The organism is Streptomyces olindensis (assembly GCF_040645895.1).
Lineage (GTDB): Bacteria > Actinomycetota > Actinomycetes > Streptomycetales > Streptomycetaceae > Streptomyces > Streptomyces olindensis.
The window spans coordinates 128,945-154,630 of the sequence record NZ_JBEYZD010000011.1 but is presented as its reverse complement, the minus strand read 5'-3'; the positions used below and the strand labels follow the sequence as shown (position 1 = coordinate 154,630).

Genomic DNA, 25,686 nt, shown 5'->3' with positions numbered 1-25,686 from the left:
AATGAGCGCCCCGGAGGCCGTACGTGGTTGGATGCGAAGGAGAAGGTGTCCGGGGGCTCGAAGCACGGCTACGGCCAGCCCACCGCACGGAACTGGCAGGGAATCGTGAGGATCTTCGGCAAGGGACGGCACCGGCCCTCCGCCTCCTGGCGGCAGGCCACAGACCGGGCGTTCACGCTCATCGGCGACGGCCGGTACGAGGACGCGGGCGCACTGCTGACACGTGCCGCCGACCTCGAGCCCTGGCTGTCCGAGTCCTGGTTCAACCTCGCCCTGCTGCACAAGTTCCGGCACGACTGGGAGCAGGCGCGGGCGGCGGGTCTGCGGGCCGTGGCGCTGCTCGACCGGGACACCGGCGCCCCCGACTGGTGGAACGTCGGCATCGCCGCCACCGCCCTCCAGGACTGGCCGCTGGCCCGGCGCGCCTGGCAGGCCTACGGGCTGCGGGTGCCGGGGGCGGCCAACGACTCCGGTGAGCCCCTCGGCATGGACCTCGGCAGCGCGGCCGTGCGGCTGTCCCCGGAGGGGGAGGCCGAGGTCGTGTGGGGGCGGCGGCTGGATCCCGCGCGGATCGAGGTGCTGTCGATCCCGCTGCCGTCGTCGGGGCGGCGCTGGGGCGAGGTCGTGCTGCACGACGGGGTGCCGCACGGGGAGCGGACCACGGCCGCCGGGCACACGTACCCGGTGTTCGACGAGATCGAGCTGTGGGCGCCGTCTCCCGCGCCGACCTGGGTCGTCCTGCTGGAAGCGGCCACCGAGTCGGATCGGGACGCGCTGGAGCAGCTGGCCGCGGACGCCGGGTTCGCCGCGGAGGACTGGTCCTCCTCGGTGCGGTTGCTGTGCCGGATGTGCTCGGAGTCCCGGATGCCGTCGGACGAGGGTGACGGGGAGCATCTTGATCCGCATGATCACAGTGAGCCGGGGCATCCCGGGCCGCTGGGGCATCGGACGGACGGGCAGCTGTGGGTTCCCGAGCGGGAGTGCGGGTTGGCTGCGCCGGCTTCGCTGGTTCGGGGGTTGCTGGACGGGTGGGTCGCCGACAGTCCGGATTCTCGGGATTGGCGGGATTTGGAAGAGGTGTGCTAGCGCCGTCGTCGTGTGCGGCTGCGTTGCGGTTGCTCGCGCAGTTCCCCGCGCCCCCAAAAACGGTGTCCGACACCCGCGTACCCTGTATCAGCATCTCAGCCCGGTCAGTTTCAGGAAGGCGTACGTAACGTCATGGCTCAGCACGACACCGATCAGCAGCGCGCGGGCGTGCTCCCCGTCGATGACGAGGGGTACGTGATCGACACGGAGGACTGCGAGGAGCGCGAGGCGGCCTGGCGGGAGAAGGGGACCTCGCGGCCGATCACGGTGGTCGGGAACCCGGTGCTGCACAAGGAGTGCAAGGACGTCACCGACTTCGGCGAGGAGCTGCAGCAGCTCGTCGCGGACATGTTCGCCAGCCAGCGCACGGCCGAGGGCGTGGGGCTCGCCGCCAACCAGATCGGCGTCGACGCGAAGGTCTTCGTCTACGACTGCCCGGACGACGAGGGCGTCCGCCACACCGGCGTGGTCTGCAACCCCAAGCTCGTCGAACTGCCCGCGGAGAAGCGCCGGCTCGACGACAGCAACGAGGGCTGCCTGTCGGTGCCCACCGCGTACGCGCCGCTCGCCCGGCCCGACTACGCCGAGGTGACCGGGCAGGACGAGCAGGGCAACCCGATCAAGGTGCGCGGCACCGGATACTTCGCACGGTGTTTGCAGCACGAGACCGACCACCTGTACGGATACCTGTACATCGACCGGCTCTCCAAGCGCGAGCGCAAGGACGCGCTGCGGCAGATGGCCGAGAACGAGCCCCGCTACCCCGTGGTCGCGAACGACTGAGACCTCAGCCTCACCAGGCGCACGGCGTCTGTTCGGGTTTCCCACCCTGAACAGGCGCCGTTCGTCTGTGCCGTTCGCCTGTCCGTCGCACGTTCGATCGCTTCTGCTCTCCTGATGATCCCGCACCAGTCACACAACGGGAGGATCCCGGCACTGTGGGGTAGTGAATGAAGCAAATGCGTTCCCAGAACGGTCAGTTGTAGTGCTGAATGGGATGAGCGGGGTATGCAACGGCGCACGCCCGGCACGAAGGGAGGGGCGCCCGCGCCAACTGGCGGCTGAGAGGGGTTAGTTCGTGCATGCTTTGTCACACGGCACCACATCGGCACCGACCACGATCGCAGTACCACCGTCGCTCTCTCTCCCGGTGATCGAGGCGGCGTTTCCCCGGCAACTCCACCCGTATTGGCCGAAGTGCCAGGAGAAGACCCGGGCCTGGCTCCTGGAAAAACGGCTCATGCCCGCGGACAAGGTGGAGGAATATGCCGACGGCCTGTGCTACACCGACCTCATGGCGGGGTACTACATCGGTGCCTCCGATGAGGTGATGCAGGCCATCGCCGACTACAGCGCCTGGTTCTTCGTCTGGGACGACCGCCACGACCGGGATGTCGTGCACGGCCGCCCGGTCAGCTGGCGGCGGCTGCGGGACCGGCTGCACACGGCCCTCGACTCCCCCAGGGAGCATCTGCACCACGAGGATCCACTGGTGGCGGGGTTCGCGGACAGCGTGCTGCGGCTGTACGCGTTCCTGCCGAGGACGTGGAACCTCCGGTTCGCCCGGCACTTCCACGCGGTGATCGAGGCATACGACCGCGAGTTCCACAACCGCACCCATGGAATCGTGCCGACCGTCGACGAATACCTCGCGTTGCGTCGGCTCACCTTCGCGCACTGGATCTGGACGGATCTGCTGGAACCGACCGCCGGGTGCGAACTTCCGGATACGGTGCGGAAACACCCGGCATATCGCCGGGCGGCACTGCTGAGTCAGGAATTCGCCGCCTGGTACAACGACCTCTGCTCGCTTCCCAAGGAATTAGCGGGCGACGAGGTGCACAATCTGGGAATCAGTCTCATCACCCATGAGGGACTGACCCTGGAACAGGCGGTCGTGGAAGTAAGGCGACGCGTCGAGGAATGCATCACGGATTTCCTCGACAGCGAGCGTGAGGCATTGCGGTTCGCCGACGACCTCGCCGACGGCACCGTGCGCGGAAAGGAACTGAGCACCGCCGTGCGGGCCTGCCTGAGCAATATGCGGAACTGGTTCAGCTCGGTCTACTGGTTCCACCACGAGTCCGGCCGGTACATGGTCGACAGCTGGGACGACCGGTCCACGCCCCCGTACGTCAACAACGAAGCGGCAGGTGAGAAATGACCGTCGAGTCTGTGAAGCCTGAAGCACCTCTGGTCCCGGAGCTGCGCGAGCCGCCGCGGGCGGGTGGCGGGATCCCCGTCCTCGGCCACGGCTGGAAGCTGGTGCGCGACCCGCTGGCCTTCATGTCCCGGCTGCGCGACCACGGCGAGGTGGTCCGCCTGAGGCTCGGGCCGAAGACGGTCCACGCCGTCACCACCCCGGAGCTGACCGGCGCACTGGCGCTGAGCAACGACTTCATCATCGCCGGCCCGCTGTGGGAGTCCCTGGAGGGACTGCTCGGCAAGGAGGGCGTGGCCACGGCGAACGGCCCGCGGCACCGGCGCCAGCGGCGGACCATCCAGCCCGCCTTCCGGCTCGACGCCATCCCCGCCTACGGGCCGATCATGGAGGAGGAGGCGCACGCGCTGACCGAGCGCTGGCAGCCCGGCCGGACGATCGACTGCACCTCGGAGTCGTTCCGGGTGGCCGTGCGCATCGCGGCCCGCTGCCTGCTGCGCGGCGACTACATGGACGAGCGGGCGGAGCGGCTGTGCGTCGCGCTCGCCACGGTCTTCCGCGGCATGTACCGGCGGATGGTGGTCCCGCTCGGACCGCTGTACCGGCTGCCGCTCCCGGCCAACCGCGAATTCAACCGGGCATTGGCCGATTTGCATCTCCTGGTCGACGAGATCGTCGCCGAGCGCCGCGCATCCGGTCAAAAGCCGGACGATTTGCTGACGGCATTGCTGGAGGCGAAGGACGAGAATGGCGACCCCATCGGGGAACAGGAGATCCACGATCAGGTCGTCGCGATCCTCACCCCCGGCAGTGAAACCGTGGCCTCCACGATCATGTGGCTGCTGCATATGCTGGCGGAACACCCTGAACACGCCGACCGGGTGCGCGACGAAGTGGAAGCCGTCACCGGTGGGCGGCCGGTGGCATTTGCAGACGTCCGAGGACTCAGGCACACCAACAATGTCGTCGTCGAGTCCATGCGTTTGAGTCCGGCCGTCTGGATTCTGACGCGCCGGGCGGTGCGGGACACGGAACTCGGTGGTTACCGCATTCCGGCCGGGGCGGACATCATCTACAGCCCGTACGCGATCCAGCGCGACCCGAAGTCGTACGACCGGCACCTGGAGTTCGACCCGGACCGCTGGCTTCCGGACCGGGTCAAGGACATCCCGAAGCACGCTATGAGCCCCTTCAGCACCGGCAACCGCAAGTGCCCGAGCGACCACTTCTCGATGGCCCAGCTGACGCTGATCACGGCGGCCCTGGCCACGAAGTACCGCTTCGAGCAGGTGGCGGGTTCGAACGACGGCACGCGCGTCGGCATCACGCTCCGGCCGCACGAGCTGCTGCTGCGGCCGGTGCCGAGGTGACCGCCCGGTGATCGTCAGGCCGCTTCGGGGCCCCTGAACGTCCGCCGGTAGGCGTTCGGCGTCGCGCCCACGGCCCGGACGAAGTGGTGGCGCAGCGCGGCCGCGTTGCCGAACCCCGTTCGGCCGGCGATCGCGTCCATCGTCTCGTCCGTCGCCTCCAGCAACCGCTGGGCCAGCAGCACTCGCTGCCGCAGGACCCAGCGGTAGGGGGTCGTCCCGGTCTCCTGCTGGAAGCGGCGGGCGAAGGTGCGCGGCGACATGTGGGCCCGGACGGCGAGCTGCTCGACGGTGACCTCCTCGTCGAGGTGCCGCTCCATCCAGCCGAGCACCTCGCCGATCGTGTCGGCCTCGGGGCGCGGCAGCGGACGCTCGATGTACTGGGCCTGGCCGCCGTCGCGGTGCGGGGGCACCACCATCCGCCGGGCGATCTTGTTGGCGACCTCGGAGCCCTGCTCCTTGCGCACCAGGTGGAGGCAGGCGTCGATGCCGGCGGCCGTGCCGGCGGAGGTGATCACCGGGTCCTCGTCGACGTAGAGCACGTCCGGCTCGACGGTCACGCGTGGGTAGCGGCGGGCGAGGTCCTCCGCGTGCTTCCAGTGCACGGCGCAGCGCCGCCCGTCCAGCAGCCCGGCCGCGGCCAGCACATAGGCGCCGGAGCAGACGCTGAGGACCCGGGCCCCGCGGTCGACGGCGCGCCGCAGGGCGTCCAGCAGGTCCGGCGGGAAGTCCCGGGTCGCGAAGCTGTGCCCGGCCGGCACGGCGATCAGATCGGCCGTCTCCAGCCGCTCCAGGCCGTGCTCGACCCGCAGCGAGAGGCCCGAGTTCATGCGCAGGGCCGGGCCCTCGGCCGAGGCGACGGCGAAGTCGTAGACCGGCAGTCCGTCGTCGCTGCGGTCGGTGCCGAAGACCTCGCACACCACGCCGAGTTCGAAGGGGTTCACACCGTCGAGGAGGGCGACGGACACGTTCTGCAGCATGTCCCCAGTGTGCCTCGCCGCTGGCAGTAATTCGAGGGTCTACGGCAGTACTGCCACTGACGGTAAGGAGTCATCGGCGCGACAGTGGTGTCCATGGACACGAACCAGACGCAGACACTCATCGCCATGATCTTCGTACTCGGGACGCTGGTCCTCCTGGTCCTCCCGTCCGTGATCGGCATCGTGCGCGACCGGCGCATCGACCATCGGATCCGGGAGGCCCAGGAGGCCCGGGAGAGCGAGCCGGCTCAGAAGTCCTCGTCCAGGTCGACGGTGCCCTCCACCGCCACCTGGTACGCGGAGGGCCGCCGCTCGAAGAAGTTGGTCAGCTCCTGAACCCCCTGGAGCTCCATGAAGGAGAAGGGGTTCTCCGAGCCGTACACCGGAGCGAAGCCGAGGCGGGTCAGCCGCTGGTCGGCGACGCACTCCAGGTACTGCCGCATCGACTCGGTGTTCATGCCCGGGAGGCCGTCACCGCACAGGTCGCGCGCGAACTGCAGCTCGGCCTCGACGGCCTCGCGGAGCATGTCCGTCACCTCCTGCTGGAGCCGGTCGTCGAACAGCTCCGGCTCCTCCTTGCGGACGGTGTCGACCACGTCGAACGCGAAGGACATGTGCATCGTCTCGTCGCGGAACACCCAGTTGGTGCCGGTGGCCAGGCCGTGCAGCAGCCCCCGGCTGCGGAACCAGTAGACGTAGGCGAAGGCGCCGTAGAAGAACAGGCCCTCGATGCACGCCGCGAAGCAGATCAGGTTGAGCAGGAAGCGGCGCCGGTCGGCCTGGGTCTCCAGCCGGTCCAGCTTTTCGACCGAGTCCATCCACTTGAAGCAGAACTCCGCCTTCTCACGGATGGAGGGGATGTTCTCCACGGCCGCGAAGGCCGCCGCGCGGTCCTCCGGGTCGGGGAGATAGGTGTCGAGCAGCGTCAGATAGAACTGGACGTGCACGGCCTCCTCGAAGAGCTGGCGCGACAGGTACAGGCGCGCCTCCGGGGAGTTGATGTGCTTGTACAGCGTCAGCACCAGGTTGTTGGCGACGATCGAGTCGCCCGTCGCGAAGAAGGCGACCAGCCGGCCGATCAGGTGCTGTTCCGCCGGTGACAGCTTGGCGAGGTCGGCGACGTCCGAGTGGAGGTCGACCTCCTCCACGGTCCAGGTGTTCTTGATGGCGTCCCGGTAGCGCTCGTAGAAGTCCGGGTAGCGCATGGGGCGCAGGGTGAGCTCGAAGCCGGGGTCGAGAAGGTTCTGGTTGCTCATTACTGGCAGGCCTCGCAGGACTCGGGGTTTTCCAGGGAGCAGGCGACCGCGTCGGGGTCCGGGGTGGCCTGCACGGGGACGGTGGCCTGGGCGGCGCGGGCGATGCGGGTCGCCGGGCGCGAGCGCAGGTAGTACGTCGTCTTCAGCCCGGACTTCCAGGCGTAGGCGTACATCGAGGAGAGCTTGCCGATGGTCGGCGTCTCCAGGAACAGGTTCAGGGACTGGGACTGGTCCAGGAACGGGGTCCTGGCCGCCGCCATGTCGATCAGGCCGCGCTGCGGGATCTCCCAGGCCGTGCGGTAGAGCGCGCGGACGTCCTCGGGGATCCAGGCGAAGCCCTGCACCGAGCCGTTGGCCTCGCGCAGGGCCTCCCGGCTGCGGGCGTCCCACACGCCGAGCCGCTTCAGCTCCTCGACCAGGTAGGAGTTGACCTGGAGGAACTCGCCGGACAGCGTCTCGCGCTTGAACAGGTTGGACACCTGCGGCTCGATGCACTCGTACACGCCCGCGATGGAGGCGATGGTGGCCGTGGGCGCGATGGCGAGGAGCAGGGAGTTGCGCAGGCCGGTCGCGGCGATCCGCTCGCGCAGGGCCGCCCAGCGCTCCGGCCAGGCCGGCTCCACGCCGTAGTGGTCGGGGTGCAGCACGCCCCGGGCCGTACGCGTCTTCTCCCAGGCAGGGAGGGGGCCGTTGCGCTCGGCGAGGTCGGCGGAGGCCTCGTACGCGGCGAGCATGATCCGCTCGGCGATGCGGGTGGAGAGTGCCTTGGCCTCGGGCGAGTCGAAGGGCAGGCGCAGCTTGAAGAAGACGTCCTGCAGGCCCATGGCGCCGAGGCCGACCGGACGCCAGCGGGCGTTGGAGCGGCCCGCCTGCTCGGTCGGGTAGAAGTTGATGTCGACGACCCGGTCGAGGAAGGTGACGGCCGTGCGGACGGTCTCGTCCAGCCGCTCCCAGTCGAGGTCGCCCTTGTCCACGAACGCGCCGAGGTTGACCGACCCCAGGTTGCAGACCGCCGTCTCCCCGTCGCTGGTGACCTCCAGGATCTCCGTGCAGAGGTTGGAGGAGTGCACGACGTGGCCCGGCTCGGCCGTCTGGTTGGCGGTGCGGTTGGCGGCGTCCTTGAAGGTCATCCAGCCGTTGCCGGTCTGCGCGAGGGTGCGCATCATCCGGCCGTACAGCTCGCGGGCGGGCAGGGTCTTCTTCGCCAGGCCCTTCGCCTCGGCGGCCCGGTACGCGGCGTCGAACTCCTCGCCCCACAGGTCGACCAGCTCGGGCACGTCCGCGGGGGAGAACAGCGACCACGGGGCGTCGGCGTTCACCCGGCGCATGAACTCGTCGGGGATCCAGTGCGCGAGGTTGAGGTTGTGCGTCCGGCGGGCGTCCTCGCCGGTGTTGTCGCGCAGTTCCAGGAACTCCTCGATGTCGGAGTGCCAGGTCTCCAGGTAGACGGCGGCGGCGCCCTTGCGGCGGCCGCCCTGGTTCACGGCGGCGACCGAGGCGTCCAGGGTCTTCAGGAACGGGACGATGCCGTTGGAGTGGCCGTTCGTGCCGCGGATCAGCGAACCCCGGGCCCGGATGCGGGAGTAGGCGATGCCGATGCCGCCGGCGTGCTTCGACAGCCGGGCGACCTGGTGGTAGCGGTCGTAGATGGAGTCCAGCTCGTCCTTGGGGGAGTCGAGGAGGTAGCAGGACGACATCTGGGGGTGCCGGGTGCCGGAGTTGAAGAGGGTGGGGGAGGAGGGCAGGTAGTCGAGGCGGCTCATGAGCCCGTAGAGCGCGGCGACCTCGTCCACCGACCTCGCGGTGTCGTCCTCGGCCAGACCGGCGGCGACGCGCAGCATGAAGTGCTGGGGCGTCTCGATCACCTTGCGGGTGATCGGGTGCCGGAGCAGGTAGCGGCTGTGCAGCGTGCGCAGGCCGAAGTAGCCGAAGCGGTCGTCGGCGGCCGTGTCGATCAGAGCGTCGAGGCGGGCGGCGTGGAGGCGTACGAACTCGGCGGTGCGGTCGGCGATGAGGCCCTCGCGGTGCCCGACCGCGACGGACTCGGTGAAGGACGTGACGCCCTGGGAGGCGGCCTCCTCGCGGATGCCGATCGTCAGCAGGCGCGCGGCCAGCCGGGAGTAGGCGGGATCCTCGGAGATGAGGCCGGCGGCCGCCTCCGTCGCCAGCTCGCGCAACTCCGACTCGTCGGCCCGCGCGGACCGGCCGCGCAGCGCGGCGGCGGCGACCCGGCCGGGGTCGGCGTCGGGGAGGTCGGCGGTCAGCTCGGTCAGGGTCCGCAGCAGCGCGGCACCGGGACCGTCGTGCTCTTTCTCTGCGGCTGAGACCGGATCGGCTGGCGCGATGGTCACGTGGGGCTCTCCCTCGCTCGGCAGGGGGCCTCGCCGAGGGCAGGGGGCAGCACGCGAGCGCACGCGGCGTCGCGTCCACCGGCCCATTCCACGAGGCCCGGACGTCAGGCACACCGGCCGGATGGCCGGGCGCACTGTCGGCAGGTCCTCGGACTGACGCCCATGCGCCCATAAAAGAGGCATGGATACACCGTTGCGGGACAGTTCCGGATTCGCACCGGATTCCCCTGCGGCGACAGCGAGCATGAGCATACATCTTGTGCCGGGTGAGGATCACGCCCCTATATGTTGTGTCGCGGATGACTTCAGAGCGTCAACTCGTAAGTGAGCAGCGTGATGTCGTCCAGGTGCGGGACCGGGTTCCAGTCCCGCTCCGGCGTGCGGACGAAGCCCAGGCGTTCGTAGATGCGGTGGGCGGAGTGCATGGTGCGCTGGGTCGACAGCACGATCCGTACGCAGCCCTCCGTGGCCCGTGCCCGGTCGACGCAGGAGCGCACCAGGGCCTCGCCGGCGCCCCGGCCGCGGGCCGCGCGGGACACGGCGAGCATGCGGATCTCGGCCTCGCCGGGGCCGGCTATGTCGGCCATGGGGCCGCCGGACGGTACGAACGTGACGCCGCCGAGCAGCTCGTCGCCCCGGAGCGCGACCAGGACCTCGGCGGCGGCCGCGCGCTTGGCCACGTCCTTCAGCTCGCCGAGGTACTCGTCGCTCTCACCGAAGTCCAAGAGGCCGTCCTGGAGGTAGGCGTGGGCGGTGATGTCACCGAGGGGGCCGTACTCGCCGGGTTCCGCCGGCCGGATGACGATGTCCATGGGCCGAGTGTGCCCCAGGGGAGGGACGACGGAGCCCGGGTTTCCGAGGCCGGTGGTCGGCGGCCGGGTTGCGGGAGAGCCGGGAGTGATTCCACGGAAGCAGGCGGCATCCCGAACCGGGTGAACCGGACCGCTTCCGGGACGCGATGGCGAGGCGTACGCGCGACCGGCCGGGGACGCGTACGACAGCGGGCCGCCGTGAGTGGTGTTCACGGCGGCCCGCTGTGCGTGTTCCCTGAAGCTAGTGGGCGGACCCGGCGGTCGCCGGCGGGAGTTCCACCTGCACCCCGGGGTCGCCCGCGTCCGCCGTGTAGTCCTCCGGCTTGGTCTCGTCGATGCCGTCGGGAGCCTTCACGGCCCTCAGGACGAACGTCAGGACCACCGTCACCACCACGTTCAGGACGAACGCCGTGAGGCCGATGTAGCCGATCTCGCCGATGCCGGGGATCTCCTTGGAGGAGCCGCCGAAGTGCTTCTGCGTCGGCGAGGCCACGCCGTACGCGGCGATCGTGCCGTAGAGCATGCCGACCGCCCAGCCCGCGAGCAGCGCCCAGCGGTGGAACCAGCGGGTGAACAGGCCGCCGACCAGGGCCGGGAAGGTCTGCAGGATCCAGATGCCGCCCAGCAGCTGGAAGTTGATGGCGACCGTCTTGTCCATGGTGAGGACGAAGGCCAGCGCGCCCACCTTCACCAGCAGGGACACCAGCTTGGAGACCTTGGTCTCCTGCGCGGGCGTGGCGTCCGGCTTGATGAAGTCCTTGTAGATGTTGCGCGTGAAGAGGTTCGCGGCCGCGATGGACATGATGGCCGCCGGCACCAGCGCGCCGATGCCGATCGCCGCGAACGCCACACCGGCGAACCAGTCGGGGAACATCGTCTCGAACAGCTGCGGGATCGCCAGCTGCCCGTTCTGCACCTTGATCCCGGCCGCGATCGCCATGAAGCCCAGCAGGGCGAGCAGGCCCAGCATCAGCGAGTACAGCGGCAGGATCGTGGTGTTGCGGCGGATCACCTCACGGCTCTTGGAGGACAGCGTCGCCGTGATGGAGTGCGGGTACATGAACAGCGCCAGGGCGGAGCCCAACGCCAGCGTGGCGTAGGTCCACTGGCCCGCCTCCGGCGGCACCAGCGCACCGCGCGGCGCGCCCGTCGCCGGGTTGGTCTGGCCGTACGCCTCGCTCGCCTTGGCGAAGATGTCGTCGAAGCCGCCCAGCTTGATCGGGATGTAGATGATCGCCACCGCGATGACGATGTAGATCAGCGTGTCCTTCACGAACGCGATGAGCGCGGGGGCCCGCAGACCCGACGAGTACGTGTAGGCCGCCAGCACGCCGAACGCGATCAGCAGCGGCAGGTCCTTGATGAACCAGTTGGTGTTCTCGCCGCCGCCGACGCCCATCACGTCCAGCACGGCCTGGATGCCGACCAGCTGGAGCGCGATGTAGGGCATGGTCGCGAGGATGCCGGTCAGCGCCACCGCCAGGGACAGGCCCTTGGAGCCGAAGCGGCCGCGCACGAAGTCGGAGGTCGTCACGTAGCCGTGCTTGTGGGACACCGACCACAGGCGGGGGAGGAACGTGAAGATCAGCGGGTACACCAGGATCGTGTAGGGCACCGCGAAGAAGCCGGCCGCGCCCGCCGCGTAGATCGCCGCGGGGACGGCGACGAAGGTGTAGGCCGTGTACAGGTCGCCACCGAGCAGGAACCAGGTGATCCAGGTGCCGAACGAGCGGCCGCCCAGGCCCCACTCGTCGAGGCTGTGCTCGTTCTCGGCCTTGCGCCAGCGCGCGGCCAGGAAGCCCATGACCGTGACGAGCAGGAAGAAGAAGATGAAGACGGCGAGTGCGACGCCGTTCACGCCGTCCTTCACCGCGCACCTTCCTTACGGGCGCGCTGGTCACGCTGCCACAGCTTGTAGGCGATCATCGTCAGCGCGGTGGAGATCAGCACCCATGCCATCTGGTACCAGTAGAAGAACGGGATCCCGATGAAGGCCGGGTCGGTCTTCGCGTACGAGCCGACCCACAGCATGGCGACGAAGGGCGCTATGAGACAGACGGCGATGATGACGCGCATCGGCGTCACCACCGGCCCTCTGCTGACTTCCGGGGGTTGCGACATCAGGCGGCTCCGTCCCCTCAAGTGATCACCTGCAATGCGCAGGCAATCTAGGTCAGGGTGCGGCGACAGCGGAACCCCTCGTCCGCAATGCGGTACCCAAAAGAAACCGGAGTTCCGTCGCCGGCCGGTGCCGTCGTCGGCCGGTTACTCCTGGGGGCGCTTCAGCCGGGCCACGAACTTGTACCGGTCTCCGCGGTACACCGAGCGCACCCACTCCACCGGCTGGCCGTCCCGGTCCAGCGAGTGCCGGGACAGCATCAGCATCGGCAGGCCCACGTCCGTGCCGAGCAGGCCGGCCTCGCGCGGGGTGGCCAGCGACGTCTCGATGGTCTCCTCGGCCTCCGCGAGATGGACGTCGTAGACCTCGGCCAGCGCCGTGTAGAGGGACGTGTACTTCACCAGCGACCGGCGCAGGGCCGGGAAGCGCTTGGCGGAGAGGTGGGTGGTCTCGATGGCCATCGGCTCGCCGTTGGCCATGCGCAGCCGCTCGATGCGCAGCACGCGTCCGCCCGGCGTGATGTCGAGCAGGCCGGCGAGGCGGTCGTCGGCCGTGATGTAGCCGATGTCCAGCAGCTGCGAGGTGGGTTCGAGGCCCTGGGCGCGCATGTCCTCGGTGTACGAGGTCAGTTGCAGCGCCTGCGAGACCTTCGGCTTGGCGACGAACGTGCCCTTGCCCTGGATGCGCTCCAGCCGGCCTTCGACGACCAGTTCCTGCAGCGCCTGGCGCACGGTCGTGCGCGAGGTGTCGAACTCGGCCGCCAGTGTGCGCTCGGGCGGGACCGGCGTGCCGGGCGTCTGGGTCTCCGTCATGTCGAGCAGGTGCTTCTTCAGGCGGTAGTACTTGGGCACGCGTGCGGTACGGACGGGCGCCCCGTTCTCGTTCTCCGCACTGCTGACGTCGGTGCTCATGCTCCGCCTTCCCGGCTCGGTCCGCCGACACGATCCCACTTGTATACCGTCGGCGCCTCTTTTGGTCTAGTCCACCAATTGCTGTGGTCTACCCGCAGTATGCCGTGCCCGACCGGGTTTTCGCTGGCTTCTTACTTAAAGGTTCTTGCATATGTAGGTCGCATAACGGCTGGTCAGCGCCGTCTCGGAGCCCTTGACAGGCCTTCTGGTCTGGTCCAAGCTCCCCCTACTGGTCTACACCATTGGTCCAGGCCCGGCCCCACGTTCACTGCGGGGAGCCAGGGGGGTTGTGTGGGCATCCCTGAGGAGGGTGGCGTGAAGCGCAAGCTGACAGCCGCGATCGGTATCGCGGGCATGATGGTCTCCATCGCGGCGTGCGGGGGCGAGGGGGGCGGAGGCTCGGACAAGGGCGGCGCGGACGCCAAGGAGCTGACCGTCTGGCTCACCGTCGACGCCCAGAACAACTGGCCGGAGCTGGTGAAGGCCGCCGACGCCGCGGTGCAGAAGAAGCACCCCGGCCTGAAGATCAACCACGAGTACTACGGCTGGCCCGACAAGAACGCCAAGCTCGACGCCGTCCTCGCGACGGACAAGGCCCCCGACGTGGTCGAGATGGGCAACACCGAGATGCTCGGCTACATGGTCAAGGGCGCCTTCGCCCCCCTGGACCCGGCCGAGTTCGACAATTCCGACGCCTGGCTGGACGGCCTCAAGGCCTCCGTGACCTACGAGGACAAGACCTACGGCGTCCCGTACTACGCCGGCGGCCGCGTCGCCAACTGGCGCAAGGACATCGCCGCCTCGGTCGGCGTGAAGACGCCCCCGAAGACGTACCCGGAGCTGACCGACGCCCTGGACAAGATCCAGAAGAAGCAGGGCGACAAGTTCAACGCCTGGTACCAGCCGACCCGCGACTGGTACGCGGCCATGTCCTTCGTCTACGACGCCGGCGGCGCCATCGCCACCGAGTCGGGCGGCCAGTGGAAGGCCTCGCTCTCCTCGCCCGAGTCCCTCAAGGGCCTGAAGGAGTTCAAGAACGTCGTCGACAGGTACATGCACGGCGACAAGACCAAGGACGAGTCCGACCGCTACATCGTCTATGGCCAGGGCAAGTCCGCCATGATCTTCGCGGCCGCCTGGGAGGGCGCGACCGCAGAGGACCCGAAGAACGACAAGACCGGCAAGCTCAAGGGCAACCTCGAGAACTTCGTGATGCCCGGCCCGTCCGGCAAGAACATGCCCGTCTTCCTGGGCGGTTCCGACCTCGCCGTGCCGGTGAAGTCCGACGCGCAGGACCTGGCCGCCGAGTGGATCAACGCGTTCGCCGGCTCCTCCGGGCAGAAGGGCCTGATGGCCAAGGGCAACCTGCCCAACAACAAGACCGACCTCGCGACGCTGAAGAACGACCCGAAGACGGCCGTCCCCGCCACCGCGGCCGAGTCCAACTGGTTCGTCCCGATGGCCCCCGGCTGGGGCCAGGTCGAGAAGGCGCAGATCCTGCAGACCATGCTGCAGAGCATCGGCACCGGCAAGAAGTCCGTCGAGGCCGCCGCCAAGGAGGCGGACGCCGCGATCGACAAGGTCATCAACACCAAGTGACCTACGGGCGGGGCTCCCTCACACGGAGCCCCGCCGTCGTCAAGACCTGAGGGACCGCCAAGGAGCGCGCGATGAGTGCCGCAGACACCCACATTCCCGCCAAGGTGCCGCCACCGCGGCAGGCACCCCCGCCGCCCCCCGAGGACCGGCGGCCCCGCGGGCGGCGCAGCTCGGGCGGTGCCGCCGTCCCCTGGCTGCTGCTCGCGCCCTGCCTGCTGATCCTGGCCCTGGTCATGGGCTATCCGCTGGCCCGGCTGGTCACCCTGTCCTTCCAGAAGTTCGGGCAGTCCCAGCTGTGGGGCTTCCAGCCGGCCGAGTCGGTCGGGTTCGACAACTTCGCCAAGGTGCTCGGCGACGGCGAGTTCTGGACCGTCGTGCTGCGCACGGTGATCTTCGCGGGCGGCGCGGTCGTCCTCACCATGGTGATCGGCATGGCGCTCGCGCTGCTGCTCCAGCGCGTCTCGGGCTGGCTGAAGATCCTGATCAACATCGTGCTGGTGGCCAGCTGGGGCATGCCCGTGATCGTGGCGACCACGGTCTTCAAATGGCTCTTCGACTCGGACTACGGCGTCTTCAACGCCCTGCTGAGCAAGCTGCCCGGCGTCGACATGATCGGCCACAACTGGTTCGCGAGCGGCCCCGAGGGGCTGGCCGTGATCATGCTGCTGGTGGTGTGGGGAGCCGTGCCGTTCGTGGTCATCACGCTCAGCGCGGGCCTCACCCAGGTCCCGAAGGAGCTGGAGGAGGCGGCCCGACTGGACGGCGCCGGCTCCTGGGGCGTCTTCCGCTACGTCACCCTGCCCGTCCTCAAGCCGATCATCGTGATGCTCACGACCCTGTCGGTCATCTGGGACATGGGCGTCTTCCCGCAGGTGTTCGTCATGCGGGGCGGCCACCCCGAGCCGGAGTTCCAGGTCCTCAACACCTACTCCTACGACCGTGCCTTCGTGGTCAACGACTACGCCCAGGGCTCGGCCATCGCGCTGATCACCGTCCTGCTGCTGCTCGGCGTGGTCGCCGTCTACATGCGGCAGATGCTGAAGATCGGAGAGGTCGAATGAGCAGCACTCCGACGGGCCGCCGGGCGCCGAAGCTGTGGTGGAACCTCCTCGGTCTCCTCGTCTTCGTCACCGCCGGCTTCCCGCTCTACTGGATGCTCAACACCGCGTTCAAGCCCGCCAAGGACGCCATCGACCCGGATCCGAGCCTGCTGCCGACCGGCCTCACCTTCGCCAACTTCGGCCGGGCGCTGGACATCGCCGACTTCTGGGGCCCGGTGGGACGCAGCCTGGTGGTGTCGCTGGCGGTGGTCGTCATCGGCATGGTCGTCGGGCTGCTGGCCGCGCTCGCCATCTCCCGGTTCGCCTTCCGCGGCCGCAAGATCGTGATCGTCGGCATCCTCGCGGTCCAGATGGTGCCGCTGGTCGCCATGATCATCCCGGTGTTCCTGCTCCTGAACGACCTCGGCCAGTACGACCGGCTCACCGGCCTCATCATCACGTACCTGACCTTCATCCTGCCGTTCACGGTCTGGACCCTGCGGGGCTTCATCGTCAACATCCCGAAGGAACTGGAGGAGGCGGCCATGGTCGACGGCTGCTCCCGCACGAGCGCCTTCCTGCGGGTGGTCTTCCCGCTCCTGGCCCCGGGCATGGTCGCCACCTCGGTCTACGGCTTCATCCAGGCCTGGAACGAGTACCTGTACGCCCTGATGCTCCTCAGCCAGAAGAACCAGACCGCGACCGTCTGGCTCGGCAACTTCACCACCAAGCACGGCACCGAATACGCCCCGATGATGGCCGGAGCCACGATGATGGCCGTGCCGATCGTCGCCCTCTTCCTCCTCGTCCAGCGCAAGATGGCCGCGGGCCTGACCGCGGGCGCCGTGAAGGGATGACCCCACCCGATGACGACACTCGCCAGCGGCACCGACACACTCACCCGCGACGCCCTGACGGTCCTCCAGCCCGGCTTCACCGGCACCACCGCCCCCGACTGGCTGCTGCGCCGCCTCGGTGAGGGACTCGCCTCCGTCGGACTGTTCGGCCGCAACATCGCCTCACCGGACCAACTGGCCGCGCTCACCGCCCAGCTGCGGGCCGAGCGCGACGACGTCCTCGTCGCGATCGACGAGGAGGGCGGGGACGTGACCCGCCTGGAGGTGCGGTCCGGCTCCTCCTTCCCTGGCAACCACGCCCTCGGCGCGGTCGACGACGTCGAACTCACGCGGGAGGTCGCCCACGAACTGGGCCGGCGTCTCGCGGCCTGCGGCGTGAACCTCAACTGGGCCCCGTCCGCCGACGTGAACTCCAACCCGTCCAACCCGGTCATCGGTGTCCGCTCCTTCGGCGCCGACACCGGCCTGGCCGCCCGGCACACCGCCGCCTACGTCACGGGCCTGCAGTCCGCCGGGGTCGCCGCCTGCACCAAGCACTTCCCGGGCCATGGCGACACGGCCGTCGACTCCCACCACGCCCTGCCGCGCATCGACGTCCCCGCCGAGGTGCTCGCCGACCGCGAACTCGCCCCGTTCCGCGCCGCCATCGCCGCCGGCACCCGGGCCGTGATGAGCGCCCACATCCTGGTCCCGGCCCTGGACCCCGACCGCCCGGCCACGCTCTCCCGCCGCATCCTCACCGGCCTGCTCCGCGACGAGCTCGGCTACGAGGGCCTCATCGTCACCGACGGCATGGAGATGCAGGCCATCGCGGGCACCTACGGCATCGAACGCGGCAGCGTCCTCGCCATCGCCGCGGGCGCCGACGCGATCTGCGTCGGCGGCGGCCTGGCCGACGACGCGACCGTGCTGCGCCTGCGGGACGCCCTGGTCGCTGCGGTCCGCGCGGGCGAACTCCCCGAGGAACGCCTCGCCGACGCGGCCGAGCGCGTACGGGCCCTGGCCGGCTGGGCCGGCTCGGCGCGCCGATCGCCCGGGGACGCGCCCGGCGGCGAGATCGGCCTGGAGGCCGCCCGCCGCGCCCTCACGGTGACCCCCGCACCGGGTCTCGGCAGCCCGGGGGCCTTCACTCCCGTCACCGAACCGCCCTACGTCGCCGCCCTCACCCCCGTCGCCAACATCGCGGTCGGCGACGAGACCCCGTGGGGCATCGCCGCGGAACTCATCCACCTCCTGCCGGGCACGGTGACGGGGAGCTTCTCCGCCGGGAACGCGGGGAACGCCGAGAACGCGGGGAACACGGGGAACACGGGGAGGACTGGAGAGGTCGGAAACGCAGGAGCTGCCGGCACCGCGCGGGAGAGCGAGGCAGGGGAGAGCGCCGGCCGCGCTGCTCTCCAGGCGGCCGGTGCGCGCCGCATCGTGGCCGTCGTCCGCGACGAACACCGCCACCCCTGGATGGCCTCCGCCCTCGACATCCTGCTGGCCGCCCGCCCCGACACCATCGTGGTCGAGATGGGCGTCCCCCAGGCGGCCCCGCGCGGCGCCCTGCACATCGCCACCCACGGCGCGGCCCGCGTCTGCGGCCGGGCGGCGGCCGAGGTGATCGCCGGAGTCGCGGGGCGCTGAACCCCCCTTCGATGAACACGGTTGTAAGCCTGCGACCAAATGTAGTACTTCTTATACATGAGCGAGCAGGTGCACAACAGGTTGGCCATGGTGCGTGCCGAACGGAAGGTGTCGCGCCAGAGCCTGGCCGAGGCAGTGGGAGCCCACTACCAGACCATCGGCTACATCGAGCGGGGGCAGTACAACCCGAGCCTCGACCTGGCGCTGAAGATCTCGAAGTTCTTCGGACTGCCGGTCGAGGCGCTGTTCTCCCTCGAACCGTTCCGGCCGCTCACGGACGAGGTCTACGGGAGGAACCAGCCATGACGACGACACGCCTGACCCGCTACGACCGGACCATGCTGCGGCTGATGAACGACCGCCGCGGAGCGGCCTGGTACGCCACGGCGGCCCGTCGGCGGCTGGCCGTCGCCGCCCATGTCGCGCTCACGCTGGCCATCGGCGGCCTGATGACCCACCTGTTCCTCGCCGAGAGTGAACCGCTGTGGACCATCGTCGTGATGGCGGTGCTGCTGCTCCCGTGGATGGTCGCGACCGGCGTGATCAACAGCGCCACCCGGGGCCTGCTGGAGCTGCGCGCCCATGTCCTGGACGAGCGGCAGTCCGCCGAACGCAGCCGCGTCCTGGCCCGGGCCCACCGTGCGACGATCCTGCTGCTGGCCGCCGCGGCGGTCACCCTGCTGATCACGGGCGGCGTCGACGGCGACGCCCCGAAGGCCTACGCGGCACCCCTGCTCATCGCCGTCCTCGTCACCCACTGGGTGATGCCCCTGTGGGTGGCCGGCTGGCTGGCCCAGGACGACCCTGCCGACGACGAGGCCTGACGGCTGGGGCCGGATTCCCTGCCGCCCCGGCTTGTCACCGGGGCTGGACCCCTTGGCACCCCGGCTTGTCACCGGGGCCGGATCCCCTGGCACCCCGGCTTGTCACCGGGGCCGGATCCCCTGTCAGTCCGGCTTGTCGCCGGGCTAGATCCCCTGCCAGTCCGGCTTGTTGGCGTACGTGTGCCGGAAGTAGTCCGCCAGCTTCAGCTTCGACGCGGCGGCCTCGTCGACGACGACGGTCGCGTGCGCATGGAGCTGGAGCGCGGACGCGGGGCACACCGCGGCGACCGGCCCTTCTACCGTCGCCGCCACCGCGTCCGCCTTGCCCTCCCCGGTGGCGAGCAGCACCAGGTGCCGGGCCTCCAGGATGGTGCCGATGCCCTGCGTGATCACGTGGTGCGGCACCTGGTCGATGTCGCCGTCGAAGAAGCGCGCGTTGTCGATCCGGGTCTGCTCGGTCAGCGTCTTGATCCGCGTCCGCGACGCCAGCGACGAACACGGCTCGTTGAACCCTATGTGCCCGTCGGTCCCGATACCGAGCAGCTGGAGGTCCACGCCCCCGGCGTCCACGAGCGCCTTGTCATAGGCCTCGCACGCCGCCTGCACGTCCTCGGCCGTGCCGTCCGGGCCCGTGAACCGGTCCATCCCGATCCCGAGCGGCTCCAGCACCTCACGCCGCAGCACCGAGCGGTAGGACTCCGGATGGTCGGCGGGCAGCCCCACGTACTCGTCGAGCTGGGCGATCCGCGCCCGCGCGACGTCCACGGCACCGGAGCGCACCTTCGCCGCCAGCGCCTCGTACACGGGCAGCGGCGTCGAGCCGGTGGCCACGCCGAGCAGGGCGTCGGGCTTGCGCCGGAGCAGCCGGGCCATGGCCTCGGCGATGAGCTCGCCGCCCGCCTTGGCGTCCGGAACGATGACAACTTCCACGCTGGGCCTGCCGATCTGAGAGGAATGCTCGACTGGGACGGGACCCGGGAGGGGTCGTGTGGTTTAGACCAATCTAACAGAGCGGGGGCCGCCCTCCCAGGGTGCCGGTCGCCCTTCCCGGGTGGGCGGCAGCACCGTGCCGACCAGGTCTCGGGCAGATGAACAGCGCCTGTCGGGCCCGGGCGTTCCACGGCCCGGGGGAGTGGAATGGGACCAGCACGACCCACACCAGCCCACGCCCGGAAGGACCCGCCATGACCGCCGCAGCCACCCCGGACCCCCTCCGCGACCTCCCCGGCCGGATCATGGCCGGCGAGATGGCGGAACAGCCCGCCGTCCTGCGCCGGATCCTGGCCGACGGCGCCCCCGCCATCCGGGACGTGGCCCGGCGGATCGCCGCCCGCACGCCCCGCTTCGTCCTGCTGACCGCCCGCGGCACCTCCGACAACGCCGCCCTCTATGCCAAGTACCTCCTGGAGATCCGGCTCGGCCTGCCCTGCGGACTCACCTCGATGTCCACCACCACGGCCTACGGTGCCCGGCCCGACCTCACCGACGTCCTCGTCGTCACCGTCAGCCAGTCCGGCGGCTCCCCGGACCTGGTCGCCTCGACCCGGGCCGCCCGCGAGGCCGGGGCGATCACGCTGGCCGTCACCAACAACCCGGACTCCCCTCTCGCGGGCGTCTCCGAGTACCACATCGACATCATGGCCGGACCGGAGAAGGCCCTCCCCGCGACCAAGACCTACACCGCCTCCCTTCTCGCGCTCTACCTGTTCGTCGAGGGGCTGCGAGGCGGCGACGGAGCGGCCGCGCACGTCCTGCCGGACCTCGCCGCCGGTCTGCTCGCCCGGCAGGACGAGGTGCGGACCCTCGCGGCCCGCTACCGCTTCGCCGAGCGCATGGTGATCACCTCACGCGGCTACGGCTACCCCACCGCCAAGGAGGCCGCCCTGAAGCTGATGGAGACCAGCTACATCCCCGCCCTCTCCTACTCCGGCGCCGACCTGCTGCACGGACCGCTCGCCATGGTCGACAACGTCTCCCCGGTCATCGCCGTGGTCACCGACGGCAAGGGCGGTGAAGCGCTCCAGCCCGTGCTGGACCGGCTGCGCGGCCGCGGCGCCGACCTCGTCGTCATCGGCCCCCGGCACCAGGTCGAGCAGGCCTCGGCCGGCGTCGTCCTGCCCACACAGGGCGTCGCCGAGGAGGTCCAGCCCATCCTCGAGATCATCCCCCTGCAGCTCCTGGCCTACGAGGTCACCGTCGCCCGCGGCCAGGACCCGGACGCGCCGCGCGCGCTGGCGAAGGTGACGGAGACGCGGTGAGGGCGGGCCGGGCGGTGACGCCCTGCGGATGAGGCGGCCTCGGCCCAGGGCGGTGCACGCGCCCCGGGCCCAGGAGGCGTCGGATGCCTGGGGAGTGCGACGTGACCCTGTGGACGCCCTCGAGGTCTGCGTACCGCGAGGCGGGCGCGGCCGCGCGAGGACCGGTCGTTTGGATCAGGTCGCAGGGAACCGACGGCACCTCATCAGCGCCGGTGAGCGGGGGCTGCCTGCCAGGCCCCGCGTCTGCGATCTGATCCACACGACAGGCCCTAGGTCAGTGAACCTCCCGTCACATCCACCCAGCTCCCCGTCACCCACCGGCCCCCGTCCGAGACCAGGAACGCCACCACGTCGGCGACCTCGGCGGGCTCGCCCACCCCGCCCAGCGCCGATATCGCCGCGGCCTTCGCCCAGCCGTCGTCGCTGCCGTGCAGCAGCTCGGCCGTGTTGTCCGTGTCGATGATGCCCGGTGCCACCGAGTTCACCGTGATGCCCCGCGCCCCCAGGACCTTGGACAGGTCGCGGGAGAGCACGTCCAGCGCGCCCTTCGTCATCGCGTACGCCACGTTGTCCGGCATCACCGCCGTGCGGGCCAGCCCGGACGAGATGTTGACGATCCGGCCGCCGTCCCGCAGGCGCGCCATGCCGTGCTTGAGGATGAAGAACGGCGCCTTCACATTCACCGCGAAGACCTCGTCGAACTCCCGCTCCTCCAGCTCCGCGATCGGGCGCGTGTTGCCGATGGCCGCGTTGTTCACCAGGATGTCGAGCCCGTCCGCGTGCCGGTCGAACTCCTCCCACAGCGCCTCGGCGTCGCCGGCCACGCCCAGCTCGACACCGACCGCGAAGGCCGAGCCGCCCGCCGCCTCGATCGCGGCGACCGTCTCCTTCGCCGCCGCCTCGTTCCTCCCGTAGTGCACCGCGACGCGTGCGCCGTCCCGTCCCAGTCGCTCGGCGATCCCTCGGCCGATGCCCCTGCTCGCCCCCGTGACCAGTGCCGTCCTGCCCGTGAGCACACCCATGACGACGCCCCCTCCTCATTTCTCTAGTGGTCGCTACAGAAATGACCGTACAGCAGCCCGCCGACATTTCTCTAGTGGCCGCTATAAAATGCACTCCATGGTGAACGACGACGGGACCGCGAAGGCCCGGGCCGAGGGCGCAAAGATCCGGGCCGATGCCGCACCCAGGCGTCGCGGGCGCCCGCGCTCCTTCGACCGCGAGACGGCTCTGGAGAAGGCGCTCCTGGCCTTCTGGGAGCACGGCTACGAGGCCACGTCCGTCTCCGACCTCACCCGCGTCATGGACATCGGCGCCCCGAGCCTCTACGCGGCCTTCGGGGACAAGCGGTCCCTCTTCGACGAGGTCGTCCGCGTGTACGGCACGCGCTACGGCTCGTTCACCGACCATGCCCTGGCGGAGGAACCCACCGCCCGGGCGGCCGTCGCCCGCGTGCTGCGCGAGGCCGCCACCGCGTACACGGAGCCGGGCCACCCGCACGGCTGCCTCGTCGTGCACGCCGCCGCCAACTGCTCCACCCCCGAGGTCGAGCAGTCGTTGCGGGACCGCCGCAACGCCAACATCACCGCCTTCGAGCGGCGGATCAAGGCCGATGTCGCCGCCGGCGTACTGCCCGCGGACACCGACGCCGCCGCGCTGGCCCGGCACACCGGCGCGATGATCCAGGGCATGTCACAACAGGCGCGCGACGGGGCGAGCCGGGAGGAACTGGAGGCCGTCGCGGAAATTGCCATGTCCATCTGGCCCCGCACAGGAACCCACACGGGTTAGGCTGCGTGGTGGACGTCCGTGCGTCCGACGCGTCGCGGAAATAACAACAACGAACAGTCTCCAACGCATGGACACCCCCGAGTGGTCTAGTCCACAATGCGTAGCGAGAGCGCGTGGACAACGCGCACACCAGCCTCCGTCTTCCCCGCACAGGAGGACGGATCGAGGAACCGAGGCTCTCTGCCCTGACTGCCCCGGCTCCTCATCCTTCGGCCGACCGGGACCGCACACCCCACGGCCGATACTGCTCCGGGCTGCGGTGCCGGGAGGGTTGAGGGTCCCTCTCAGGCGCCGCGGCCCGCGGGTGTTTCCGGGGCCCTGGTATTTCAGGGCCGTACAAACGCCCGGGTACGCTCGCCACGTGCCCTCCATGAACGAACTCGTACGCCAGCACACCGCCCTCGACGACACCGACCTCGAGTGGCTGCACCTGCTGGTCTCGGAGTGGCAGCTGCTCTCCGACCTCTCCTTCGCCGACCTGGTTCTGTGGGTCCCCACCAGCGACGGCACCCGGTACGTCTCGGTCGCCCAGATGCGGCCCAACACCGGCCCGACCTCGTACCAGGACGACATGGTGGGCCATCTCGTCCCGCGCGGCCGACGCCCCATGCTGGACGCCGCCCTCGACGAGGGCCGCATCGTGCGCGAGGGCGACCCCGAGTGGCGCGAGGAGGTCCCCGTCCGGGTCGAGTCGATCCCCGTACGGCGCGAGGGGCGCGTCCTCGGGGTCATCGCGCGCAACACCAACCTCCTCACCGTGCGCACCCCGAGCCGCCTGGAACTCACCTATCTGCAGAGCGCCTCCGACCTCGCTCAGATGATCGCGGCGGGCTCCTTCCCGTTCGCGAACCAGCAGCTCGACATGGACGCCTCGCCCCGCGTCGGCGACGGCCTGATCAGGCTCGACGCCGACGGCCTCGTCCAGTACGCCTCACCGAACGCCCTGTCCGCCTACCACCGTCTCGGCCTCGCCTCCGACCTCGTCGGCCAGCACCTGGGCCGGACCACCGCCGAACTCGCCCCGACGCGCGGCCCGGTGGACGAGGCGCTCGCCAAGGTCGCCAGCGGCTGGGCGCCGCGCGAGTTCGAGATCGAGGCCAACGACGGGGTCATCCAGTTCCGGGCGATCCCGCTGAAGCCCAAGGGCACCCGCATCGGTTCGCTGGTGCTGCTCCGGGACGTCACCGAACTGCGCCGCCGCGAGCGCGAGTTGATCACCAAGGACGCGACGATCCGGGAGATCCACCACCGGGTCAAGAACAACCTCCAGACGGTGGCGGCCCTGCTCCGCCTCCAGGCCCGGCGCATCGAGTCCGACCGCGGCCGCGAGGCCCTCGAGGAGGCGGTGCGACGCGTCGGATCGATTGCGATCGTGCACGAGACGCTCTCCCAGAACCTGGACGAGCGCGTGGAGTTCGACGACATCGCCGACCGCGTCCTGGCGATGGTCGCCGAGATCTCCCCGGGCAAGGTCACGGGCCGGCGCACCGGACGCTTCGGCATCCTCGACGCCGAGGTCGCGACCCCGCTGTCGATGGTGCTGACCGAGGTCCTGCAGAACGCGCTGGAACACGGCTTCCGCGAGGGCGACACCGGCACGGTCGAGGTGTCGGCGGTCCGCGGCGGCACCACGAAGGAGGCCCGACTGCTGGTCACCGTCCAGGACGACGGCGTCGGCCTGCCGGAAGGCTTCGATCCGCACACCGCCGGCAACCTGGGCCTGCAGATCGTACGGACCCTGGTGGAGGGCGAGTTGGGCGGCACCTTCGACATGGTCCCGGCCCCGGAGCGCGGTACCCGCGTGATCCTCGACATCCCCGTGCGGTCGCAGAAGTAACGGATCGCGTAACGGGCGATCGCGGAAGTAACGGATCCCCGGTCCGTCCAAGTAACGGATCCCCGGTCCGTCAAAGCAGCGGATCCCCGGCCCGTCAAGGAAAGGCCCGCGCACAGCATTGAGCCCCGGACCACTGGGTGGCCCGGGGCTTAAAGCTCGCTGCTGCTATGTAAGCGCATCGGGGGAACTGCGCGCTGCGGCTCGGGGGCGGGAGATGCGCACTCGCTGTGCGCGCCGCCAAGCTCAGGCTGTCAGCAGGGGTGGATTGTCAGGCGGAGGCCTGACGGGCCCGGTTGCGGGCGGCGCGGCGCTTCATGGCGCGGCGCTCGTCCTCGCTGAGACCACCCCAGACGCCGGAGTCCTGGCCGGACTCGAGCGCCCACTGCAGACACTGCTCGATCACCGGGCAGCGACGGCAGACGGCCTTGGCTTCCTCGATCTGCAGCAGCGCAGGACCGGTGTTGCCGATGGGGAAGAAGAGCTCGGGGTCTTCCTCGCGGCAAACGGCGTTGTGACGCCAGTCCATGGCTGCTACCTCTCCTTGGTATTACGTGCAGGTGCTTGTGAATGTGAACGCTTTCACGAATCCCTCAACAAGTGAAGGGCCGACCGCCAGGTTCCCTGGCGTGGGTCCTGTGAGTTGAAGAGGGGTTCTGGTGATCAGTGGAGGCCGGTGTTGCGGGCCGTCCCGATCGCCACGTAGAGACTCGCAAACCTCAGCGGCGGATACAACCCCTTCTGGAAAGTTTTTTTTGATTCTTCGGTGTCGACTAGGTCACAGCCGTACTTCCATGGGGTGGATCCTGGC

At 69.8% G+C, this 25,686-nt stretch carries 24 protein-coding genes and 1 riboswitch; of the genes, 14 read left to right on the top strand and 10 right to left on the bottom strand.

Annotated features, from left to right (window positions below; genetic code table 11):
- Positions 1 to 105: 105 nt before the first annotated feature.
- The 4 genes from ABZ948_RS09685 (at position 106) to ABZ948_RS09670 (ending at position 4,617) form a co-directional block, all read left to right on the top strand.
- A complete protein-coding gene (locus ABZ948_RS09685) occupies positions 106 to 1,086 on the top strand; it encodes a tetratricopeptide repeat protein (RefSeq protein ID WP_359758387.1) in 981 nt (326 codons plus the stop codon).
- A gap of 132 nt (positions 1,087 to 1,218) precedes the next feature.
- A complete protein-coding gene (def, locus tag ABZ948_RS09680; protein WP_359758370.1) occupies positions 1,219 to 1,869 on the top strand; it encodes a peptide deformylase in 651 nt (216 codons plus the stop codon).
- Positions 1,870 to 2,164: 295 nt separating this feature from the next.
- On the top strand, positions 2,165 to 3,250 hold the full coding sequence (cyc1, locus tag ABZ948_RS09675) for an epi-isozizaene synthase (protein ID WP_359758369.1): 1,086 nt from the start codon (positions 2,165 to 2,167) through the stop codon (positions 3,248 to 3,250).
- Complete coding sequence (locus ABZ948_RS09670) at positions 3,247 to 4,617, top strand: bifunctional albaflavenone monooxygenase/terpene synthase (protein WP_359758368.1); 1,371 nt, start codon at positions 3,247 to 3,249, stop codon at positions 4,615 to 4,617. Before cyc1 ends, ABZ948_RS09670 begins: the two co-directional genes overlap by 4 nt.
- A gap of 14 nt (positions 4,618 to 4,631) precedes the next feature.
- On the opposite strand, the gene ABZ948_RS09665 is transcribed toward ABZ948_RS09670, so the two are convergent.
- Positions 4,632 to 5,594 (bottom strand): GlxA family transcriptional regulator, encoded by a 963-nt coding sequence (locus ABZ948_RS09665; RefSeq protein WP_359758367.1) that lies wholly within the window; start codon positions 5,592 to 5,594, stop codon positions 4,632 to 4,634.
- Between the two features lie 93 nt (positions 5,595 to 5,687).
- On the opposite strand from ABZ948_RS09665, the gene ABZ948_RS09660 reads away from it, so the two are divergent.
- Positions 5,688 to 5,930, top strand: a complete 243-nt coding sequence (locus ABZ948_RS09660; RefSeq protein ID WP_359758366.1) for a hypothetical protein — start codon at positions 5,688 to 5,690, stop codon at positions 5,928 to 5,930.
- On the opposite strand, the gene ABZ948_RS09655 is transcribed toward ABZ948_RS09660, so the two are convergent.
- The 6 genes from ABZ948_RS09655 to ABZ948_RS09630 all read right to left on the bottom strand — a co-directional run bounded on the left by ABZ948_RS09655 (position 5,843) and on the right by ABZ948_RS09630 (position 13,043).
- Positions 5,843 to 6,850: a ribonucleotide-diphosphate reductase subunit beta gene (locus ABZ948_RS09655; protein ID WP_359758365.1), complete on the bottom strand. Its 1,008-nt coding sequence runs from the start codon at positions 6,848 to 6,850 to the stop codon at positions 5,843 to 5,845. The genes ABZ948_RS09660 and ABZ948_RS09655 overlap by 88 nt on opposite strands.
- Positions 6,850 to 9,201, bottom strand: a complete 2,352-nt coding sequence (locus tag ABZ948_RS09650; protein WP_359758364.1) for a ribonucleoside-diphosphate reductase subunit alpha — start codon at positions 9,199 to 9,201, stop codon at positions 6,850 to 6,852. The genes ABZ948_RS09655 and ABZ948_RS09650 overlap by 1 nt, the downstream gene beginning before the upstream one ends.
- A gap of 122 nt (positions 9,202 to 9,323) precedes the next feature.
- A riboswitch (cobalamin riboswitch) is annotated at positions 9,324 to 9,453 on the bottom strand.
- Between the two features lie 53 nt (positions 9,454 to 9,506).
- Positions 9,507 to 10,013: a GNAT family N-acetyltransferase gene (locus tag ABZ948_RS09645; protein WP_359758363.1), complete on the bottom strand. Its 507-nt coding sequence runs from the start codon at positions 10,011 to 10,013 to the stop codon at positions 9,507 to 9,509.
- 241 nt (positions 10,014 to 10,254) lie between these two features.
- Positions 10,255 to 11,883, bottom strand: coding sequence for a monocarboxylate uptake permease MctP (mctP, locus tag ABZ948_RS09640; protein WP_359758362.1), 1,629 nt, complete (start codon positions 11,881 to 11,883; stop codon positions 10,255 to 10,257).
- Positions 11,880 to 12,134: a DUF3311 domain-containing protein gene (locus tag ABZ948_RS09635; protein ID WP_359758361.1), complete on the bottom strand. Its 255-nt coding sequence runs from the start codon at positions 12,132 to 12,134 to the stop codon at positions 11,880 to 11,882. Before ABZ948_RS09635 ends, mctP begins: the two co-directional genes overlap by 4 nt.
- A gap of 144 nt (positions 12,135 to 12,278) precedes the next feature.
- Positions 12,279 to 13,043, bottom strand: coding sequence for a GntR family transcriptional regulator (locus tag ABZ948_RS09630; RefSeq protein ID WP_359758360.1), 765 nt, complete (start codon positions 13,041 to 13,043; stop codon positions 12,279 to 12,281).
- A 315-nt stretch (positions 13,044 to 13,358) separates the two neighbouring features.
- On the opposite strand from ABZ948_RS09630, the gene ABZ948_RS09625 reads away from it, so the two are divergent.
- The 6 genes from ABZ948_RS09625 to ABZ948_RS09600 all read left to right on the top strand — a co-directional run bounded on the left by ABZ948_RS09625 (position 13,359) and on the right by ABZ948_RS09600 (position 18,992).
- Positions 13,359 to 14,642: an extracellular solute-binding protein gene (locus ABZ948_RS09625; protein WP_359758359.1), complete on the top strand. Its 1,284-nt coding sequence runs from the start codon at positions 13,359 to 13,361 to the stop codon at positions 14,640 to 14,642.
- A 71-nt stretch (positions 14,643 to 14,713) separates the two neighbouring features.
- Positions 14,714 to 15,703 carry a carbohydrate ABC transporter permease gene (locus tag ABZ948_RS09620; protein WP_359758358.1) on the top strand — a complete coding sequence of 330 codons (990 nt, stop codon included), beginning with the start codon at positions 14,714 to 14,716 and terminating at the stop codon, positions 15,701 to 15,703.
- Positions 15,700 to 16,539, top strand: coding sequence for a carbohydrate ABC transporter permease (locus ABZ948_RS09615; RefSeq protein WP_359758357.1), 840 nt, complete (start codon positions 15,700 to 15,702; stop codon positions 16,537 to 16,539). Before ABZ948_RS09620 ends, ABZ948_RS09615 begins: the two co-directional genes overlap by 4 nt.
- A 9-nt stretch (positions 16,540 to 16,548) precedes the next feature.
- A complete protein-coding gene (locus tag ABZ948_RS09610) occupies positions 16,549 to 18,168 on the top strand; it encodes a glycoside hydrolase family 3 protein (RefSeq protein ID WP_359758356.1) in 1,620 nt (539 codons plus the stop codon).
- Between the two features lie 57 nt (positions 18,169 to 18,225).
- Positions 18,226 to 18,474: a helix-turn-helix transcriptional regulator gene (locus tag ABZ948_RS09605; RefSeq protein ID WP_003992865.1), complete on the top strand. Its 249-nt coding sequence runs from the start codon at positions 18,226 to 18,228 to the stop codon at positions 18,472 to 18,474.
- Positions 18,471 to 18,992, top strand: a complete 522-nt coding sequence (locus ABZ948_RS09600) for a hypothetical protein (protein ID WP_359758355.1) — start codon at positions 18,471 to 18,473, stop codon at positions 18,990 to 18,992. Before ABZ948_RS09605 ends, ABZ948_RS09600 begins: the two co-directional genes overlap by 4 nt.
- A gap of 144 nt (positions 18,993 to 19,136) precedes the next feature.
- Here ABZ948_RS09600 and nagB read toward each other — a convergent pair whose 3' ends face one another.
- Positions 19,137 to 19,922, bottom strand: coding sequence for a glucosamine-6-phosphate deaminase (gene nagB / locus ABZ948_RS09595; protein ID WP_359758354.1), 786 nt, complete (start codon positions 19,920 to 19,922; stop codon positions 19,137 to 19,139).
- Between the two features lie 254 nt (positions 19,923 to 20,176).
- Here nagB and ABZ948_RS09590 point away from each other — a divergent pair, with 254 nt between their 5' ends.
- Complete coding sequence (locus tag ABZ948_RS09590; RefSeq protein WP_359758353.1) at positions 20,177 to 21,250, top strand: SIS domain-containing protein; 1,074 nt, start codon at positions 20,177 to 20,179, stop codon at positions 21,248 to 21,250.
- Positions 21,251 to 21,519: 269 nt separating this feature from the next.
- On the opposite strand, the gene ABZ948_RS09585 is transcribed toward ABZ948_RS09590, so the two are convergent.
- Positions 21,520 to 22,272, bottom strand: coding sequence for an SDR family oxidoreductase (locus tag ABZ948_RS09585; RefSeq protein WP_359758352.1), 753 nt, complete (start codon positions 22,270 to 22,272; stop codon positions 21,520 to 21,522).
- 97 nt (positions 22,273 to 22,369) lie between these two features.
- On the opposite strand from ABZ948_RS09585, the gene ABZ948_RS09580 reads away from it, so the two are divergent.
- Both ABZ948_RS09580 and ABZ948_RS09575 read left to right on the top strand, forming a co-directional pair.
- Entirely contained in the window at positions 22,370 to 23,041 is a 672-nt protein-coding gene (locus ABZ948_RS09580; RefSeq protein ID WP_359758351.1) for a TetR/AcrR family transcriptional regulator, read from the top strand.
- Positions 23,042 to 23,411: 370 nt separating this feature from the next.
- On the top strand, positions 23,412 to 24,878 hold the full coding sequence (locus tag ABZ948_RS09575) for a sensor histidine kinase (protein ID WP_031114426.1): 1,467 nt from the start codon (positions 23,412 to 23,414) through the stop codon (positions 24,876 to 24,878).
- A gap of 268 nt (positions 24,879 to 25,146) precedes the next feature.
- Here ABZ948_RS09575 and ABZ948_RS09570 read toward each other — a convergent pair whose 3' ends face one another.
- Positions 25,147 to 25,404 (bottom strand): WhiB family transcriptional regulator, encoded by a 258-nt coding sequence (locus ABZ948_RS09570; RefSeq protein ID WP_003992873.1) that lies wholly within the window; start codon positions 25,402 to 25,404, stop codon positions 25,147 to 25,149.
- Positions 25,405 to 25,686: the final 282 nt, after the last annotated feature.

Coding starts and splice junctions, on each gene's coding strand:
- def (WP_359758370.1), top strand. CDS start 1,219: ATGGCTCAGCACGACACCGATCAGCAGCGCGCGGGCGTGCTCCCCGTC.
- ABZ948_RS09670 (WP_359758368.1), top strand. CDS start 3,247: ATGACCGTCGAGTCTGTGAAGCCTGAAGCACCTCTGGTCCCGGAGCTG.
- ABZ948_RS09665 (WP_359758367.1), bottom strand. CDS start 5,594: ATGCTGCAGAACGTGTCCGTCGCCCTCCTCGACGGTGTGAACCCCTTC.
- ABZ948_RS09660 (WP_359758366.1), top strand. CDS start 5,688: ATGGACACGAACCAGACGCAGACACTCATCGCCATGATCTTCGTACTC.
- ABZ948_RS09655 (WP_359758365.1), bottom strand. CDS start 6,850: ATGAGCAACCAGAACCTTCTCGACCCCGGCTTCGAGCTCACCCTGCGC.
- ABZ948_RS09645 (WP_359758363.1), bottom strand. CDS start 10,013: ATGGACATCGTCATCCGGCCGGCGGAACCCGGCGAGTACGGCCCCCTC.
- ABZ948_RS09635 (WP_359758361.1), bottom strand. CDS start 12,134: ATGTCGCAACCCCCGGAAGTCAGCAGAGGGCCGGTGGTGACGCCGATG.
- ABZ948_RS09630 (WP_359758360.1), bottom strand. CDS start 13,043: ATGAGCACCGACGTCAGCAGTGCGGAGAACGAGAACGGGGCGCCCGTC.
- ABZ948_RS09620 (WP_359758358.1), top strand. CDS start 14,714: ATGAGTGCCGCAGACACCCACATTCCCGCCAAGGTGCCGCCACCGCGG.
- ABZ948_RS09615 (WP_359758357.1), top strand. CDS start 15,700: ATGAGCAGCACTCCGACGGGCCGCCGGGCGCCGAAGCTGTGGTGGAAC.
- ABZ948_RS09610 (WP_359758356.1), top strand. CDS start 16,549: ATGACGACACTCGCCAGCGGCACCGACACACTCACCCGCGACGCCCTG.
- ABZ948_RS09605 (WP_003992865.1), top strand. CDS start 18,226: ATGAGCGAGCAGGTGCACAACAGGTTGGCCATGGTGCGTGCCGAACGG.
- ABZ948_RS09600 (WP_359758355.1), top strand. CDS start 18,471: ATGACGACGACACGCCTGACCCGCTACGACCGGACCATGCTGCGGCTG.
- ABZ948_RS09590 (WP_359758353.1), top strand. CDS start 20,177: ATGACCGCCGCAGCCACCCCGGACCCCCTCCGCGACCTCCCCGGCCGG.
- ABZ948_RS09585 (WP_359758352.1), bottom strand. CDS start 22,272: ATGGGTGTGCTCACGGGCAGGACGGCACTGGTCACGGGGGCGAGCAGG.
- ABZ948_RS09580 (WP_359758351.1), top strand. CDS start 22,370: ATGGTGAACGACGACGGGACCGCGAAGGCCCGGGCCGAGGGCGCAAAG.
- ABZ948_RS09575 (WP_031114426.1), top strand. CDS start 23,412: ATGAACGAACTCGTACGCCAGCACACCGCCCTCGACGACACCGACCTC.
- ABZ948_RS09570 (WP_003992873.1), bottom strand. CDS start 25,404: ATGGACTGGCGTCACAACGCCGTTTGCCGCGAGGAAGACCCCGAGCTC.